Source organism: Christiangramia aestuarii, from assembly GCF_009735585.1.
Lineage (GTDB): Bacteria > Bacteroidota > Bacteroidia > Flavobacteriales > Flavobacteriaceae > Christiangramia > Christiangramia aestuarii.
Genome location: NZ_VJVW01000002.1, coordinates 468,033 through 483,163 on the forward strand (window position 1 = coordinate 468,033; position 15,131 = coordinate 483,163).

The window sequence follows — 15,131 nt, forward strand, 5'->3', positions numbered from 1 at the left end:
CTTAGAATTTTAAATCCCTTACCGGAATTCCAAAATAGAGTTCTACTACTTTTATTTTAAATATATAATCGTACTTGGCTCTAAGAGCCTCTCTTTGCGTATTTTCATAACGAATCTTAGCCTGGCTAAAGTCGAAAGCATTGGTTAACCCGACATCATATCTTTCTGTAGCATATTCAAACGCTCTTTCCTGGGCATCTGCAGCGACCAGTGCAGCTTCATAAGCTTCGAAAGCCCCCTTGGCATCGGTATAGGCCTGGTAAACATTGGCTTCAAGATCAAGTTCTGCCTGCTTCAGTTCAAATTCGGCGCGCTTAACGTTCACCTCATTTCTCTTTACCTGGTTCCTGGTGGCAAAGCCATTTAGAATGGGAACATTCAATTGGAATCCATAGGTAAGACCGTCGTTGATATACAACTGGTCAAAAAACGGACGAGGCGACCCGAGTACCGGGATAATATTTTCTGCAAGCACCTCTTGATTGGTTCCTTGTACAAAACCAATTCTTTGAGTTGGGTTGTTAGGATCTATTTCTCTTCCAATGATCCTGTCCTGGCCAGTTTCCCTGGTATTATAGTTGAAAAATGCGCTTAATGTTGGCATATAGGCTCCTCTTGAGATCTCTACATCCATCTCGGCCAATTCTTTATTCGCTTCAGCGATCTTGATTTCTGAACGCTCTTCTTTGGCCTGCTCGATCACATCATACACCGAATTGGCGAGGATCTCGTTCCCAAAAATACCATAATCCCGGTCTACGATATCGAAATTTTGGTAGTCGCGAATTCCTAAAGTTTGTGCCAGGCTGATCAGTGAGATCTGGATCTGGTTTTCTGCCAGGATCATACGTTGTTTTTCATCGGCCATGGTCGCTTTTATTTCCAGCAGGTCTCCTTCGGGAAGCACCCCGGCATCTACCAGGTCCTGTGTTCTCTGGATCTGCTCTTGGGTCACCTGGTTTTGCGCTTTAAGCACTTCCAGGTTCTGCTTATTGAACAACACCTGTAGATAGGCGTCTGCGACAAATAAAGCGATATCATCCTGCATCTTGTCCAGAGAATATTCACTGGCAAGACGAGACATTTTCGCTCTCTGTAACTGGTTAAAATTTCTCAATCCGTCAAAAAGAGTGAGCGCAGCGGTCACATTTGCATCAAAGTTCCTAACGGTTTGATTCACCAGGATCCCGGTGGTCGCACTTTGAGTAAGACCCGTGTTCCATGAGTTTCTTGCCTGGGCATTCAGGCTTGGGATAAGGTTCCCGATAGCATCACGTTTTTCGATCTCGGCCAGCTCCAGGTCGAGCTCGGTGCGTTTCACCTGAAGGTTGTTTTCCAATGCGTAATTAACACATTCTTCTAGCGTCCATTCCTTCTGCTGAGCCGAAAGCAGGCTTGAAAAAAGCAAAAGGGTGACTATAAAACTAAAGTTCTTCATAATTTAATTCTGTAAGATATGTCTGTAAAAGGTGCAGGTTGTTACACCGGGAATAAATTTTCTAGTTCTGGGCAATGTTCATAGGTGCTTTTATCTGGTTCCATACCTTGATCTTGTCACCTTTCTCCACACCGCTAAGTACTTCTACATTGATCCCATCGCTAACGCCAAGCTCCACTTCCTGTCGCTCGAATTCCTGTTCGCCGGTCATGATCTCCACGAAAGGTTCCTTGGTTTCCGGATCGAACTGTACAAGTGCTTCCTTAATGGCCAGAACGCTATCGGCGCGGGCAAGTATTATCGAAGCATTGGCACTAAGCCCTGCACGAATAAAGGTGGTATCAGATTTGTTCAGGGTTCCCTTGATCTCGAACTGTATAGCTCCGTTATCTTCTACTCCCTTCGGGGCGATATAGTCAAGGACCGCATCGAAAGTTTTATTTTCTATGGCACCTACGGTAACTTCTAGAGGAAGGTCTTCCTTTATTTTTCCTACTTCGCTTTCGTCCACCTTTCCTTCAAAGATCATTTCGTTCACATCGGCCAGGGTGGCGATGGTGGTTCCATCATTAAAGTTATTACTTTCAATAACCTGGTTACCGGTTTTCACGGGTACATCCAGCACCATTCCTTGAACGGTAGAACGTATAAGGGTATTAGCAGCGCTTCCAATCCCGCTGGTAGTACCCGTCCTTACGATCTCGTAGTTCTGCTGGGCAGATTTAAAGTTCTGCTCCGCTCTTTTAAAAGAAACCTCTGCTGCATCATAATCGTTAGCAGAAATAACGCCTTTATCATAAAGTTCTTTTTGCCTTTGGTAAACCTTTCTTTCATTCTCAAGATTTATTCTTGCAGTAGCCACGGCATCTTTCGCGCTCTGCAGCGAAGAAACATTCGGGATGACCCTGATCTTGGCGATAAGGTCACCAGCCTCGATTCGGTCTCCAGCCTCGATATAGATCTCATCGATGATTCCGGAAATATTAGGTTTGATAAGCACCTCTTCCTTGGGCACTATCTTACCGGTAGCCACGGTCTTTTTGATGATGGTTTGCTCTGTGGGTTCTTCGGTTTCATAAACTACGGGATCCTCTTGGTTTTTCTGGTAGAGATAGTATAAAGCCCCGACAAATGTCACCGCTATGAATACTAAAATTCCGATGGTTACAAATTTTTTCATTTTTTGATTGTATTAGTGTTTAATATTATTCAGTTCTCAGGGCGTCTACAGGTTTCACTTTTATGGCCTGTTGCGCCGGAATTAACCCGGCCAAAAGACCAGAAATAATCAAAATGGATAATGCGATCATGACCACCCCCAGGTTTACCGAGGGATTTAAGAACATCATTTCTGAAGTATCCATTCCGCTAAGCTGCAGATTCACCAGCCAGATGACTCCTGTCGCCAGGATGATCCCGGCCATACCCGAAATTATGGTCAAAAAGATAGATTCCATAAGGATTTGGCCCCTTATAGACCAGGGCGTAGCCCCCAGCGCACGACGTACACCTATCTCATTGGTCCTTTCTTTCACCACGATAAGCATGATATTGCTGATACCGATGATCCCGGAAAGCAGCACTAGCACGCCTACAAAATAGGCTACAGCTTTAAGGGCCACGAAGAGTCCGTTTACCTTGCTGAATTCCTGGTAGAGATCAAAATTCCCGACAGCACGGTCATCTTCGGGATGAATGGTATGCCTGGTTTTTACGATATCGATTATATCTCCCTTTAAGTTGGTGATAGAGTTTCCATCTTTGGCCGTAATGGCCATCCAGCCTACCTCGTTTCCTTTGTTGAAGGCCTGGGAAAAGGAGGTAAAGGGAACATAGATCTGTTTCTGAGCTTCCTCAGCATCCCCTCCCTGGCTCTTTTTCTTATAAGTCCCAATGACCATAAAGTTTACCCCGTTGATCTTGATATAGGTACCAAGAGGATCTTCTCCAATGTCATAAAGCGCGGTTTTGACTCCCTCCCCAATGATGGCTACTTTTCTTTTTTCGTTGATATCGGAATAATTGATAAAGCGTCCCGAGGTAATATCCATGGGTTCCTGCTGAATGATCTCTGGATAATCGCCGTATACATTGAAAGCACCAGTATTAAGGCCACGAACCACATTATTCGCTCCACCAAATCCACCTAGTTGGTTTCTGGGGGATACAAATCGCAAGCCCGGCACCTGCTCCTTTATTGCCCTAACATCCTCTATTTCGAAATTATATCTTCTACCCTTAGGCATTCCTTTATAGGGTTTGGAAGCCACCTGGGTCCACATGAACATGGTATTGGTAGCTATTCCACTAAAACCCTGTTTAACGCCATTCTCCAGGCCTTTCCCGGCTGCAAGCAGGATCACCAGGATAAAGATCCCCCATAGTACTCCAAAAGCGGTTAGAACGGTTCTGAACCAGTTCGAGGTAAGTGCCTCTATAATTTCACTCCAGCGATCTCTACTAAACATACTATTCGTCTCTTAAAGCAATTATCGGTTTTATCCTCGCGGCTCTCCAGGCCGGAAAAAAGCCAGCAATGGCGCCGGCCAGGACTAATATTACCACTGTATTGATAGCTACAGTAAAGTTCACGGTGGGGTTATATATGTACTGGGTTTCAATGAGCGGACCCACAAATTCAAGCAGGGCCAGGCTAAAGATTAGCCCCAGGAATCCGGCAATTGCCGTAACAAAGATCGATTCATGGAGTATCATAGCTATAATTGAAAGCGGTTGAGCACCAAGGGCCTTCCTGATCCCGATCTCACGGGTTCTTTCCTTTACGATAATTAGCATGATATTACTTACTCCTACTACCCCGGCGATAATGGTACAAATTCCCACTCCCCAGAAGAACAATCTTATCATGTCCATCAGGGTAAAGAAGCGCTTTGCATTCTCAAGGGTATTGTTAATATGGATCGCACTATTATCATCTGGAGCAATGGTATGTCTTGACTTCAGGAACTCGTCCAGTTCTTTAGAAAACTGGGTAGAGGCTGCCACTGAAGCATCAAAGCTATCCTCAGGTTTTAAGGTGATGTACAGCCTGTCTACATTTGTGCCACCTCCAAATGCTTTCTGAGCCGTGGTAATAGGGATCACCACCCTGCTCTCTTCCCTTTCCCCACCGGGATCTGTATAAACTCCAACTACCTTAAAATTCACTCCAGATACCTGAACCATTTTACCAATAGGGTCCTCATCCTTAAAAAGGTCTAGTTTCACCCGGTGACCAATGACCATAGTCTTTTCAGAATTTTTAAGGTCGTTAAGATCTATGAACCTTCCTGAGGTAAGCGATATATTTTCAAGTTCCTGATATGCGGGAAAGGATCCTCTTACATCATAAGAACCATTTTCTTTGCCATAGGTTAAAACCATTCCCCAGTTCTGAAAGGTACCTGCAGTTTTATCTATTCTATCCCCGAACAATAACAGCAGCTGATTATAATCCTCATTTTTCATCTGTATACGTCGGCCTGGATTAAGGCCTTTGTATTCTTTTGAGGTCACCCCGGGCCAGACAAAGATAAGATTAGAAGCATCCTGCTCGAATTCCCTGGCGATACCATTGCGCATTCCTTCACCTATCCCAAGTAGAACCACAAGAATAAAAATCCCGGAAGCTACAGAAAGGCCGGTAAGAAAGGTCCTTAATTTATTTTTTCTGATGGTTTCGAAGATCTCGTTCCATCTGTCAAGATCAAACATTTTCTAAAGCTCTAACCTGTGAAACTACGGTATCCTCTATTATAACGCCATCCTTAAGGTTAACGATCCTTTTGGTCATTTGGGCGATATCATGTTCGTGCGTAACCACAAGAATGGTACGGCCTTCGTCATTGATCTCCTGAATAAGATCCATCACCTCGTAAGAGGTTTTGGTGTCCAGGGCTCCGGTGGGCTCATCTGCCAGCAGCACCTTGGGGTCGCTGGCCAGCGCCCTCGCTATGGCAACTCTTTGTTTTTGACCGCCAGAAAGTTCATTTGGCAGGTGCCCGGCCCAATCAGCAAGGCCAACCTTTTCCAGGTAGCTCATGGCTCTGTCCATCCTTTCTCCGCGGGCAAGTCCCTGATAATATAGCGGCAGGGCTACGTTATCCAGGGCAGATTTATAGCCTATAAGATTAAAGGACTGGAAAATAAAGCCAAGAAATTTATTACGATACTTTGCCGCCTGTTTTTCGCTGAGATTTTTGATGGGCACCCCATCCAGCACGTACGAGCCTTCGTCTGCCTCGTCCAGCATTCCAAGGATATTTAGCAGGGTAGATTTTCCCGATCCTGAAGATCCCATAATGGAAAGCAGTTCCCCTTCAGCGACACTAAAGTTGATCCCCTTTAAAACGTGCAACGAGTTCGCGCCCATTTTATAGGATTTGTGAAGATTTGAAATTTCAATCATGATTGATGGTTATTAAACAGGGAAAATGACTCCCTATTTAATAAGACTGCAGAAAAAAGGAAATGTTACAGTCTTCGACTAAAAACCACGATTTCTTTACCTAAACTTTACAAAAATCAAGGATTTTATGAGTTTTTAGGTTTGCTTTTTCTGGATCTGTAAATAAAGTAGCCAAGTCCTCCAATCAATAAATAAGGGAAAATCATAAGATAAAGAATACCATCATTAATACCTTCCGCAGTGCTTTGATCGGCTTCACTTTCCAGTACCGCACGGCACATGGAACACTGGGCTTCAGCAAAATCGGGCAAAAACAGAAGGATCAATAAGATAAATCCTGTGAATCTAATATTCCTCATCTTCATTTTCATCTGACTTAATCTTTTTAAAATTAATCAATTATATCCAAACCTAATAATAAGGCAGCATAAATAGAAAAACCAAAACTCCGGTGACCGCTACATAAAGCCAGATAGGAAAGGTCCAGCGTGCGATCTTCGCATGTTTGTTATACTGTCCGCTAAGTCCGCGGTACATGGTGAACAGCACCAAAGGCACAATAATCCCTGAAAGTACGATATGGGTAATAAGAATAAAGAAGTACAGGTATCTTAATAAGCCCTCTCCACCGTAAGGAACCGGCTCATTACTGATCTTGGAAAGCACATAGCTTACCAGAAAAATTACCGAAAGTCCGAAGGCCGCGATCATCGTATTCCTATGTTCCAGGTATTTTTCAGCCTTCATAAAAAAGTAACCAATGATCAATAGAATGGCGGTTAGAAAATTCAGGATACCATGGAATAAAGGGAAGGTAAGTGCGTCTGTTCCGAAAATATTATATCGTTCGGGTAACAGCATGAGCACAAGTACGATCACAGGCACGGCAATAGACAGGCCGATAATTACCGGCACCGCTACTTTATCTGAACTTTTTATGGTCGTCTTCACAGTAATTTATTTATATCTTCAATTAATATATCTATTTGTGGCTCTTCCTCACCACGAGCTACGCTTTTGTTTCTTTCCACAGACCCTCGATAAAATATCAAAGGATTCCCGAACTGGTCTTCCCTGGACCTGATATATCCTTCCTGGTCTACCAGGATGAACATTCCCTGATGGGCAAATCCTCCTGGAACGCTAGCATCTTCCCCAGCATAAACGCCAAACTCCTTATTGGCCAGGTGATATATCTTCTCCCTGTCTCCCGTTAAAAGGTTCCAGTTGGGATGGTCTATCCCATATTTTTCTGCATACTGGCTAAGCACTACAGGGGTATCGTGAGAAGGATCTATTGAAAAAGAGGCGATCCCAAAGTCATCCTCGTCCTCAAATTCATTCTGTATCTCTACCAGATTCTTATTCATGATGGGGCAAATGGTAGGGCAGGTAGTAAAGAAAAATTCTACCAGATAGGCCTTGCCTTTATAATCTTCATTAGAAATGGTATCCCCGTCCTGATTTACAAGTTCGAACTCAGGAGCTTTCTTCCGCTCCCCGTTAATTTCGATATAAGAAAGAGGCTTACCGTCGTCCTTGATCTTCTTCTGTCTTCTCTGGTTAAGCCTGTCTGAAGAAACCACCTCATCATCATTAATCCTGTCCACGATCTTCGGAATAAAGATGATTCCGAAGATAAGGATCACCAGTGAGATTCCTACGTATGAATAATTCTTCATCTTATTAATTTCTATTGGCCTTATTCCTTTTTAATGCAAGACGATACTCGGCCAGAATCACCTTTACATCATCGTTCATTTTATTGCTAAGTTCGGCCACATCCCGGGAGTCGTAGCCATAAAGTTTACCATAATCCTCGTCATCATCCCTTCCACGAAGATTAGCCTCCTTATCTACGATGAAAACATAAGGCGTATGACCACTTTCGTCCAGTTTATGAGGAGTTTTAAAACTTTTAAAGACTTCTTTTATATTTTCCTGGCTGGCATAGACGATCTTCCACTTGGATGACTCCGTGATCTTTTTGAATTCTTCAACGTACTCATCGGTTTCGGTCCTTGCCTCCTTCGGAAGCACGATCACGAATTGAAAGTCATTAAAACCATAATATTTTTCAAGGATCTTCTGGTCCAGGTTGAAGGTATTTCCCTTGATGTTCTCAAGGTCTGAACCGAAGAATGCAACCACGTTAATGTGGTCTTTAAAGCTTACCAGGCTGTCTGAATTAGTTTCGAATCCAGTAACATCTTTCACATTTTCAGTAAGAACCGGAAGCCTGGCAAAATTGTTCTTTCCGGAAGCAAAAAACAAGTATGCGGTAATAGGCAGGGCAAAGAGAATTCCAAGTACCAGAAACTTTTTCATCTGTCTTAAATATTCATTTTATGGTCAGATGCAATTTGCGATTAAGGTTTTAATATACTTTAAGCGCTAGCAGCACTGTTCATTTCATAAGTAGAAAATCCTATTTTACAAGGGGCTACAAAAATAAAAAGACGGTTTAACAAAACCGCCTTTTCCATTGTTTTTAACTTTTTTAGAAGTCCCAGGCAACATAACCTGATTTATAGACATCGTAAATATAACCTCCCTCGGTTAAAAGAATAAATATCAAATAAGAGATGAGGAATATCGAAGTCCAGACGATCGCCCTTCTAAGACCCTTGGTCTCATGCTCAAGGTGCATGAACGCCCAGGCAATATAATATGCTTTATAAATAGTTAGGATAATGAAGATCCAGTTAAGCAATCTCATTCCTAACAGGAAGGTATCGGTAAGGAAAACGGGTTTTATAATCCCCAGTATAACTTCAACAATTGTTACTACTGAAAGTATTCCGAAAACCGTCCAGATCCTTTTAGATGCCGATCCGTGTTGATGTGTAGTATCGTGAGCCATAATAGTTTATTTCAGAATTATACCAGGTAAAAGAATGTAAATACAAATACCCATACAAGGTCTACAAAGTGCCAGTAAAGACCAACTTTTTCAACCATCTCATAACTTCCTCTTCTCTCGTAGGTACCAATGATCACATTAAAGAAAATAATGATATTGATGATCACTCCAGAGAATACGTGGAATCCGTGGAAACCGGTGATAAAGAAGAAGAAATCTGCGAAAAGTGGAGACCCGTACTCGTTCTGTACCAGGTTTGCTCCTTCTACAGTTCCTACCGCTTCGTTATTAAGCTTAAGCAAGGATTCTTCCCTGCTTAGAATGGTTTTATCACCATCTTCGGTAAGTTGCTGAGTTCTAATTAAAAGATCCTCGTTCTGGATAAAACCTGCTTTCACCTCTTCAAGACTATACGTAGGAAGGTCTTTTCCTTCATCGAACCAGATGCCGTTATTGGCTTCATGTTCCACCCTGTCTCCAGCAATTGGAACAGCGATATCTGCAAGTCCAACTCGGTGACCTTCACCATCTACGAATTGAAGCACATTACCACCTTTAGTAGTAACGGCACCATATTCCCCGCTAATGAAATTTTTCCACTCCCATGCCTGGGATCCAACGAAAACAAGACCTCCAATAATGGTTAGGAACATATAGGTAGTCACCTTTCCCTTTTTCATGTGATGTCCCGCATCTACGGCAAGAACCATAGTTACAGAAGAGAAAATAAGGATAAAGGTCATCAGGGCCACGTAGTACATTGGAGCATCCACTCCGTGTAAGAACGGGAAGTGATTGAACACCTCATCGGCAATTGGCCATGAATCGATGAATTTAAATCTTGAAAAACCGTAAGCGGCAAGGAATCCTGAAAATGTTAAAGCATCGGAAAGGATGAAAAACCACATCATCATTTTTCCGTAACTAGCTTTTAGTGGTTCATTACCACCACCCCAGGTTTTTCCTTCTGTGCCTGTTCTAACGACAGTAGCCTCCATAGAAGTATTTTAATGTTAAAGGATGCGCAAAAATACGCATTTTTATTATCTATAGAAATAGAAAAACAAAATCAAAAATATCCAAAGCACATCCACGAAGTGCCAGAACGTTTCACCAAGCTCGAAACCAAGCATTTGCCCCGGTTTATAGCGTTGTTTAAAATGGTTATAAATTAAGACCAGGAGTACGATGATACCCGCGATTAAATGGGCCAAATGCACACATACTAGGATATAAATGAACGAAGTGGTCACCGAACTTTCGGCACCGGTGAACCAGTATCCCTGGCTAAGTATCTCGCTGAACCCATAAAACTGGAAAACGATGAACAGAATTGAAAGTATAAGCGTCCCGATCATTAAAGCGCTCGCGTTTTTCCTGTTTCCGTTCAGGATCATTCTTTTACTCAACCAAAGCGTGACACTGCTGGCAATGATCACTATGGTACTCCATAGAAATGCCAGGGGTAGCTCAAAATCGTTCAGCCAGTCTGGCCTGCTTTTACTAACCACGTAAGCACTGGTAAGACCGGCAAAGGTCATCGCCATACTCACAATACCAAACCAGAGCATCATCTTTTTTGCTCTTTCGTGTTTCTTTTTGTCTGATCCCTGAGTTAAATCCATTCTCTGATAAATTTATCTAATACGTATACAATTTGCAGCAATGTGATATAAGATACACTGGCAAACATTAATTTTTTAGCAGCCTCGGCTGTTTTTTCCTTGAATAGTCTTACCGCATAGTATAACATCCCGATGCCCAGCAAAAGAATGATCGCACCTGATACAGGCGTTAGGTAAAGTTTCCCGGTTACCCCGAAAACAGGGATAAGCGAAACAAGTATGGTCCAGCAGGTATAAAGAATGATCTGTATGGCCGTACCTCGATCCCTTTTTCCTGTAGGCAGCATAAAGAAACCGCCTTTTTTATAATCATCGAACAACCACCAGCCAATTGCCCAGAAATGCGGGAATTGCCAGAAAAACTGTATCATAAATAAAGTGCCCGGCTCTATACTGAAATTACCTGTAGCGGCAACCCAGCCTAACATAAAAGGGATAGCTCCCGGAAACGCACCAACAAAAACTGAAAGCGGCGTCTTGGTCTTTAAAGGAGTATAGATGCTTACGTACAAAAAGATACTTATCGCCCCGAACATTGCCGTTTTAGGATTTATTACATAAAGCACGATAAGGCCTAAAACTGTGAAAATACTGGCTATGGTGAACGCGACCGGAATACTCATTCTCCCTGCAGGCAATGGCCTGTTCTTTGTCCTGTCCATCAACGCATCAAGGTTCCTCTCAATGATCTGATTATAGGCGTTGGAAGCCCCTACCATTAAATAACCACCTATCGCCAGCAAGGTTACCACTACAAAATCTATATTATCGGCACCAAGAAAATAACCAGCAACAGAAGAGAAGACCACGCTAATAGCCAGCCTCATTTTGGTTATCTCCTTAAAATCTGACAGAATGGAAGCGTTGGAAGTATGTACGCGCGTGTTGCTCAAAAAAAGCTTTTTTTTTAACTGGCGCAAAGATACTCCTTAATTAGGTTTTGGCAAGGAAGGCAATATGTTAATTTTCAGACCCGGAAATCACTAATAATCAAAATACCAGTTAAAAATATCTGTTCTTAAACCAAAGTTGATCCAGGTAGTGGAATTATCAAAATTCGCTGGCGTATCTACCTGAGTATTAAAATCCCGGTAAATAAAACTAGCGAACAATTTCAGGTTGGTGGTCGGGTTTACGATATACCCGGCTTCGAGTTCAGTAAAAAAGGAACTGGTAGTATTTCCCTGCCCTATTTCTACCCCGGTATCGAATGGTCGATCTTCTTCGTTCCGGTAAATATCCTGCCCGTAATAATCTCCCTTTTCATTAAAATCGAAACCTCGCTTACCGTAGATAAGTTTAGCCATCCCGTACCAGCGATCTCTTTTATACCTGGCAATACCAATGAATTCCCGGAAATTCGCTCCCCATAGATGCGCCATCCCCTGGTTATTGTGGGCGTAGTTCAGGGTAATTGAGTTATGCGAATAGGTATAGGGCCTCACCTGGTTATATTCTGCCTGCAGGTAAAGATTATTTACTTTGAACGCATTAAAATACTTAAGCCCTAACTGGAAACCCAGCTTGTTCTTCCAGCTGCCTTCTCCACCGAACACATCTCCAGAAGAGAACTCATCTATAAGCCACTGCCCATAGGCATACATCTGGTTGGAAAACTTATATTTCCCGGTAAGACCTATGATGGCATTTCCGCCATCTGCCCCAGTAGCAAATTCTATCGCACGATAAAAGATCACCGGGTTCAGGTAATTCAGATCGAAGCCGCGATCATTATCGTTTTCCCACATCACAGACTCAAAAAACCCAAGATTCAAACGATTTGAAACGTTCCAGCTCAGGTAATGATTGGCGATATATTTAGTTCGATAAGAACCACTGTTCACCACTTCAGGTCTAACGTCCCTGAGGGACATCCAGGTATTGGTATATTTCAGTTTCCAGAAAGTGGTATTCAGTTTAAGGTATGGATATGGCGAGGGATTATCACTCAGCAATAACGATCGGTAGCCATCTCCTATAAAATTATCTCCATGCCCGAATTGGATATTAATAAACTTTGCCGGAGTAAAGGAAAGGTACCCTTCAGCAACTGGGTAATCATAACCATCGTTCATAAAGGTTTTGGCAACTCCACGACCGGGAATTATTGCCGGGTCTCCCCCATCTGGCTTAATAGATTCAGCAAACCTGTTGTAATATTCAGCGAACCTTCCCTGGCTCTCGTAGACCACCGAGTAGAAATTAAATTTCTTCCCCAGGCCTCCCTGAACAATGAATTGCCTCCCGTTGTTATAGGTAAATTCATGATCGGTCTGATCAAAATCCTTTCCTATTTGCAGGTCGAACCCAGGATCCAGGGTAAACCAGTAATCCTCTGTCTGGAATCTCACCAGGTGCTCGTTCCATAATTTCCTGCCTGCGTAGGTAGACCTGTCCTGAAGCATATCCCTGCGCTGCTCCTTGAAATCATAATATTTATTCACTTCACTAAACCTTAAAGGCTTGGAAGCTGAATGTGAATTATTCCCTACCTCGTTTAGCTCAGCATCGAACCTACTATAAAATTCATGAGATAACGGAATATTGATCTCACTGGAATATCTAGGGTTGGTAAATTTTTCAGATTTTATCTGCTCCAGCTCGGTAAGCTCATTAGAATCTTCCAGGACCTCTGGAGAAACTTCGGATTCGGATTTTAGGCTAATTTCATTTTCCTCTTCTACCTGATGAACCACCGTGTTACTGGAAAGCGGTATTCTTAGAGGCATCTTGAACTGCATATGTATAGCACGGCCGTTATAAGTAGCCGGCTTTAACCTGGGAAGAGCATCAAAAACCCTCCTGGTTTCCTCTTTCAATTCATCGTAAGCGGCATCCAGATAAATTAACTGAAATTCACCTTCTTCGTCCACCTCGAAAATAATGGTAAGCTGGCCCTTGTAATTTTCCTGCTGAACGATCTCGGGCACCTGAAAATTCTGCCTTATATGATTTATCAGGCTTGTATTAAAACAACTAGCCTGGTTCGAGAAATCTACATTTTCGCATTCAGGGAATTCAGGATAAACTTCAGAAGAGAGATTAGCATCCTGAGCAGTGATCTTAAAACTAATAACTATAAAAGAGAGAAGTAAAATATACTTCATACACTAGGGGGGCTATGGTTTTAGGCCTGTAATATACAGTTTTTCCGAAAGTGAATTTACATAAAATAAAAAATCCCCCGCTAAAAGCGAGGGATTTGAATATTATTCAAGCAACTATTAGTCCTGAACCTTGAACGCAATAGGAAGGGAGTACATTACCCCTACTGGCTTACCACGTTGCTTACCTGGCTTCATCTTAGGCAAGCTATTAATAACCCTTGCTGCTTCCTGCTCAAGTCTTGGGTGTGGAGCACGAGCTCTCACCTGACCAATGTTTCCTTTCTCATCAATTCTAAACTGGACGATCACACGGTTAATACCAGTTAGTCCAAGTTCTGCTCCAAGATCTGTATCGAACTCCTTGTTCACATACTTAGAGATCTTTTCACTCATACATTTCTTACGCTCGTCGTTATTCCTAAGGTTCTCACAACCTGGGAAGATTGGCACATCTTCAATAACCGCAAATGGAACATCTTCTACCTCTTCCTCTACAGGAGCCTCAACAACTTCTTCCACTTCTACGATCTCATCCAGATTGGTTTCAGTAGACTGGATCTCATCCTCTTCTACTTCTTCCTCATCTTCCACAACCTCGATCACTTCCGGTGCCGGAGGTGGTGGTGGCGGTGGTGGCGGAGTATTTTGCATTTCAGTAATCGGCACATCCTCTTCATCAAGGGCGTCCATGTTTACCTGTCCTATATCTATATTTTCAGGGTCATAAGTTTTCCACTCAATCGCCCTCCAGGTTATAAATAGAACTACAACAAGACCAAGCTGAAGAAACAGGGTCCTGTTTCTGTTCAAATTAGCCTTTGGATTTTTCTTAGGTTCCATAATGCGTTATATTGTTAAGGGTTGCTAAAATAAAGATTTTTTCTAAAAAACTAAATTTATCTGGAATAATAAGTCAATTAAAATAGGCTATTTCCCTAAACTACTCAGAATCATTCCTGAACTCTGAATCTAATCGGGATCGTGTAAGAGACGGGTACGGGTTTTCCTGCCTGCCTGCCCGGTCTCATTTGAGGTAATTTGGCTATTACTCTCCTGCCTTCTTTTTCCAGTTCCGGATGTGGGGCCCTGACTTGAATTTGCTCTACCAGGCCATCCTTGTTCACTACAAACATTACCACCACAAGTTTTGTACCACTGAGCCCAAGCTCAGCGCCTAATCTCGTGTCGAATTCCTTATTTACAAAGTTACTGATTTTTGAACTCATGCATTCTTTTCTTTCCGGGTTGGCTGTTAGCTCTTCACAACCCGGAAAAACAGGCACCTCTTCTATAAAGTCGAAAGGTACTTTCACCGGCTCCTCGTCATCGTCTGGCTCAACTATATCTGCCGGTTCCGGGAGGTCTTCCAGGTCCAGGTTTGGATCTACCACCGCATCTTCGGTGACATCCTTATCATCAGGGACGGTTTCTACCTTATCTATGATGGTTTTTGGAGGCGGCGGCGGGGTGATTTCGGGCACTATAGTAACCGGCGGAGTTTCCTCGACGGGATCATCGATTTCTACCTTAGTTTTTTCCTTCGGAATCACTTCATAGCTTTTCCAGTTGAAGGCCTGCAGGGTTAAAAAAAGTACTAGTACGAGTCCAATCTGAAGAAATAGGACCCACTTCCGACGAAGGTCGGCTTTCGGGTTTTTCTTTGGTTTCATAATAAGAGTGGTTAATAAAG

General features: G+C 42.8%; 16 protein-coding genes. All 16 read right to left on the minus strand.

The window, feature by feature from the left end; translation table 11 throughout:
• Window position 1: 1 nt before the first annotated feature.
• The 16 genes from FLP08_RS06090 to FLP08_RS06165 all read right to left on the minus strand — a co-directional run bounded on the left by FLP08_RS06090 (window position 2) and on the right by FLP08_RS06165 (window position 15,111).
• On the minus strand, window positions 2-1,438 hold the full coding sequence (locus FLP08_RS06090) for a TolC family protein (RefSeq protein ID WP_156275051.1): 1,437 nt from the start codon (window positions 1,436-1,438) through the stop codon (window positions 2-4).
• Window positions 1,439-1,499: 61 nt separating this feature from the next.
• Window positions 1,500-2,618: an efflux RND transporter periplasmic adaptor subunit gene (locus FLP08_RS06095; RefSeq protein ID WP_156275053.1), complete on the minus strand. Its 1,119-nt coding sequence runs from the start codon at window positions 2,616-2,618 to the stop codon at window positions 1,500-1,502.
• Between the two features lie 25 nt (window positions 2,619-2,643).
• Window positions 2,644-3,906: an ABC transporter permease gene (locus FLP08_RS06100; RefSeq protein WP_156275055.1), complete on the minus strand. Its 1,263-nt coding sequence runs from the start codon at window positions 3,904-3,906 to the stop codon at window positions 2,644-2,646.
• Between the two features lies 1 nt (window position 3,907).
• Window positions 3,908-5,152, minus strand: coding sequence for an ABC transporter permease (locus FLP08_RS06105; protein WP_156275057.1), 1,245 nt, complete (start codon window positions 5,150-5,152; stop codon window positions 3,908-3,910).
• Window positions 5,145-5,846, minus strand: coding sequence for an ABC transporter ATP-binding protein (locus FLP08_RS06110; protein ID WP_156275059.1), 702 nt, complete (start codon window positions 5,844-5,846; stop codon window positions 5,145-5,147). Before FLP08_RS06110 ends, FLP08_RS06105 begins: the two co-directional genes overlap by 8 nt.
• 125 nt (window positions 5,847-5,971) lie before the next feature.
• Window positions 5,972-6,211 (minus strand): hypothetical protein, encoded by a 240-nt coding sequence (locus FLP08_RS06115; RefSeq protein ID WP_156275680.1) that lies wholly within the window; start codon window positions 6,209-6,211, stop codon window positions 5,972-5,974.
• 46 nt (window positions 6,212-6,257) lie between these two features.
• The gene (locus FLP08_RS06120) at window positions 6,258-6,797 is read right to left on the minus strand and encodes a DUF420 domain-containing protein (RefSeq protein ID WP_162430950.1); all 540 of its coding nucleotides are present in this window, start codon (window positions 6,795-6,797) and stop codon (window positions 6,258-6,260) included.
• Window positions 6,794-7,528, minus strand: a complete 735-nt coding sequence (locus tag FLP08_RS06125; protein WP_156275061.1) for an SCO family protein — start codon at window positions 7,526-7,528, stop codon at window positions 6,794-6,796. Before FLP08_RS06125 ends, FLP08_RS06120 begins: the two co-directional genes overlap by 4 nt.
• A gap of 4 nt (window positions 7,529-7,532) precedes the next feature.
• The gene (locus FLP08_RS06130) at window positions 7,533-8,174 is read right to left on the minus strand and encodes a hypothetical protein (RefSeq protein WP_156275063.1); all 642 of its coding nucleotides are present in this window, start codon (window positions 8,172-8,174) and stop codon (window positions 7,533-7,535) included.
• A 172-nt stretch (window positions 8,175-8,346) separates the two neighbouring features.
• Window positions 8,347-8,709 (minus strand): cytochrome C oxidase subunit IV family protein, encoded by a 363-nt coding sequence (locus FLP08_RS06135; RefSeq protein ID WP_156275064.1) that lies wholly within the window; start codon window positions 8,707-8,709, stop codon window positions 8,347-8,349.
• 17 nt (window positions 8,710-8,726) lie between these two features.
• Window positions 8,727-9,707: a cytochrome c oxidase subunit 3 gene (locus FLP08_RS06140; RefSeq protein ID WP_156275066.1), complete on the minus strand. Its 981-nt coding sequence runs from the start codon at window positions 9,705-9,707 to the stop codon at window positions 8,727-8,729.
• Between the two features lie 45 nt (window positions 9,708-9,752).
• On the minus strand, window positions 9,753-10,334 hold the full coding sequence (locus FLP08_RS06145) for a cytochrome c oxidase subunit 3 (protein ID WP_156275068.1): 582 nt from the start codon (window positions 10,332-10,334) through the stop codon (window positions 9,753-9,755).
• Window positions 10,325-11,227, minus strand: coding sequence for a heme o synthase (gene cyoE, locus FLP08_RS06150; protein ID WP_156275070.1), 903 nt, complete (start codon window positions 11,225-11,227; stop codon window positions 10,325-10,327). The genes FLP08_RS06145 and cyoE overlap by 10 nt, the downstream gene beginning before the upstream one ends.
• A 90-nt stretch (window positions 11,228-11,317) precedes the next feature.
• Window positions 11,318-13,441: a gliding motility outer membrane protein RemB gene (locus FLP08_RS06155; protein ID WP_156275072.1), complete on the minus strand. Its 2,124-nt coding sequence runs from the start codon at window positions 13,439-13,441 to the stop codon at window positions 11,318-11,320.
• 117 nt (window positions 13,442-13,558) lie between these two features.
• Window positions 13,559-14,281: an energy transducer TonB gene (locus FLP08_RS06160; protein WP_156275074.1), complete on the minus strand. Its 723-nt coding sequence runs from the start codon at window positions 14,279-14,281 to the stop codon at window positions 13,559-13,561.
• 110 nt (window positions 14,282-14,391) lie between these two features.
• Window positions 14,392-15,111: an energy transducer TonB gene (locus FLP08_RS06165; protein WP_156275076.1), complete on the minus strand. Its 720-nt coding sequence runs from the start codon at window positions 15,109-15,111 to the stop codon at window positions 14,392-14,394.
• Between the last annotated feature and the right edge of the window lie 20 nt (window positions 15,112-15,131).

Bases quoted from the DNA above. Each gene is read 5' to 3' on its own strand.
- FLP08_RS06090 (WP_156275051.1), bottom strand. From the start codon at position 1,438: ATGAAGAACTTTAGTTTTATAGTCACCCTTTTGCTTTTTTCAAGCCTG.
- FLP08_RS06140 (WP_156275066.1), bottom strand. From the start codon at position 9,707: ATGGAGGCTACTGTCGTTAGAACAGGCACAGAAGGAAAAACCTGGGGT.
- FLP08_RS06130 (WP_156275063.1), bottom strand. From the start codon at position 8,174: ATGAAAAAGTTTCTGGTACTTGGAATTCTCTTTGCCCTGCCTATTACC.
- FLP08_RS06115 (WP_156275680.1), bottom strand. From the start codon at position 6,211: ATGAAGATGAGGAATATTAGATTCACAGGATTTATCTTATTGATCCTT.
- FLP08_RS06155 (WP_156275072.1), bottom strand. From the start codon at position 13,441: ATGAAGTATATTTTACTTCTCTCTTTTATAGTTATTAGTTTTAAGATC.
- FLP08_RS06160 (WP_156275074.1), bottom strand. From the start codon at position 14,281: ATGGAACCTAAGAAAAATCCAAAGGCTAATTTGAACAGAAACAGGACC.
- FLP08_RS06165 (WP_156275076.1), bottom strand. From the start codon at position 15,111: ATGAAACCAAAGAAAAACCCGAAAGCCGACCTTCGTCGGAAGTGGGTC.
- FLP08_RS06100 (WP_156275055.1), bottom strand. From the start codon at position 3,906: ATGTTTAGTAGAGATCGCTGGAGTGAAATTATAGAGGCACTTACCTCG.
- FLP08_RS06105 (WP_156275057.1), bottom strand. From the start codon at position 5,152: ATGTTTGATCTTGACAGATGGAACGAGATCTTCGAAACCATCAGAAAA.
- FLP08_RS06135 (WP_156275064.1), bottom strand. From the start codon at position 8,709: ATGGCTCACGATACTACACATCAACACGGATCGGCATCTAAAAGGATC.
- FLP08_RS06095 (WP_156275053.1), bottom strand. From the start codon at position 2,618: ATGAAAAAATTTGTAACCATCGGAATTTTAGTATTCATAGCGGTGACA.
- FLP08_RS06110 (WP_156275059.1), bottom strand. From the start codon at position 5,846: ATGATTGAAATTTCAAATCTTCACAAATCCTATAAAATGGGCGCGAAC.
- FLP08_RS06145 (WP_156275068.1), bottom strand. From the start codon at position 10,334: ATGGATTTAACTCAGGGATCAGACAAAAAGAAACACGAAAGAGCAAAA.
- FLP08_RS06125 (WP_156275061.1), bottom strand. From the start codon at position 7,528: ATGAAGAATTATTCATACGTAGGAATCTCACTGGTGATCCTTATCTTC.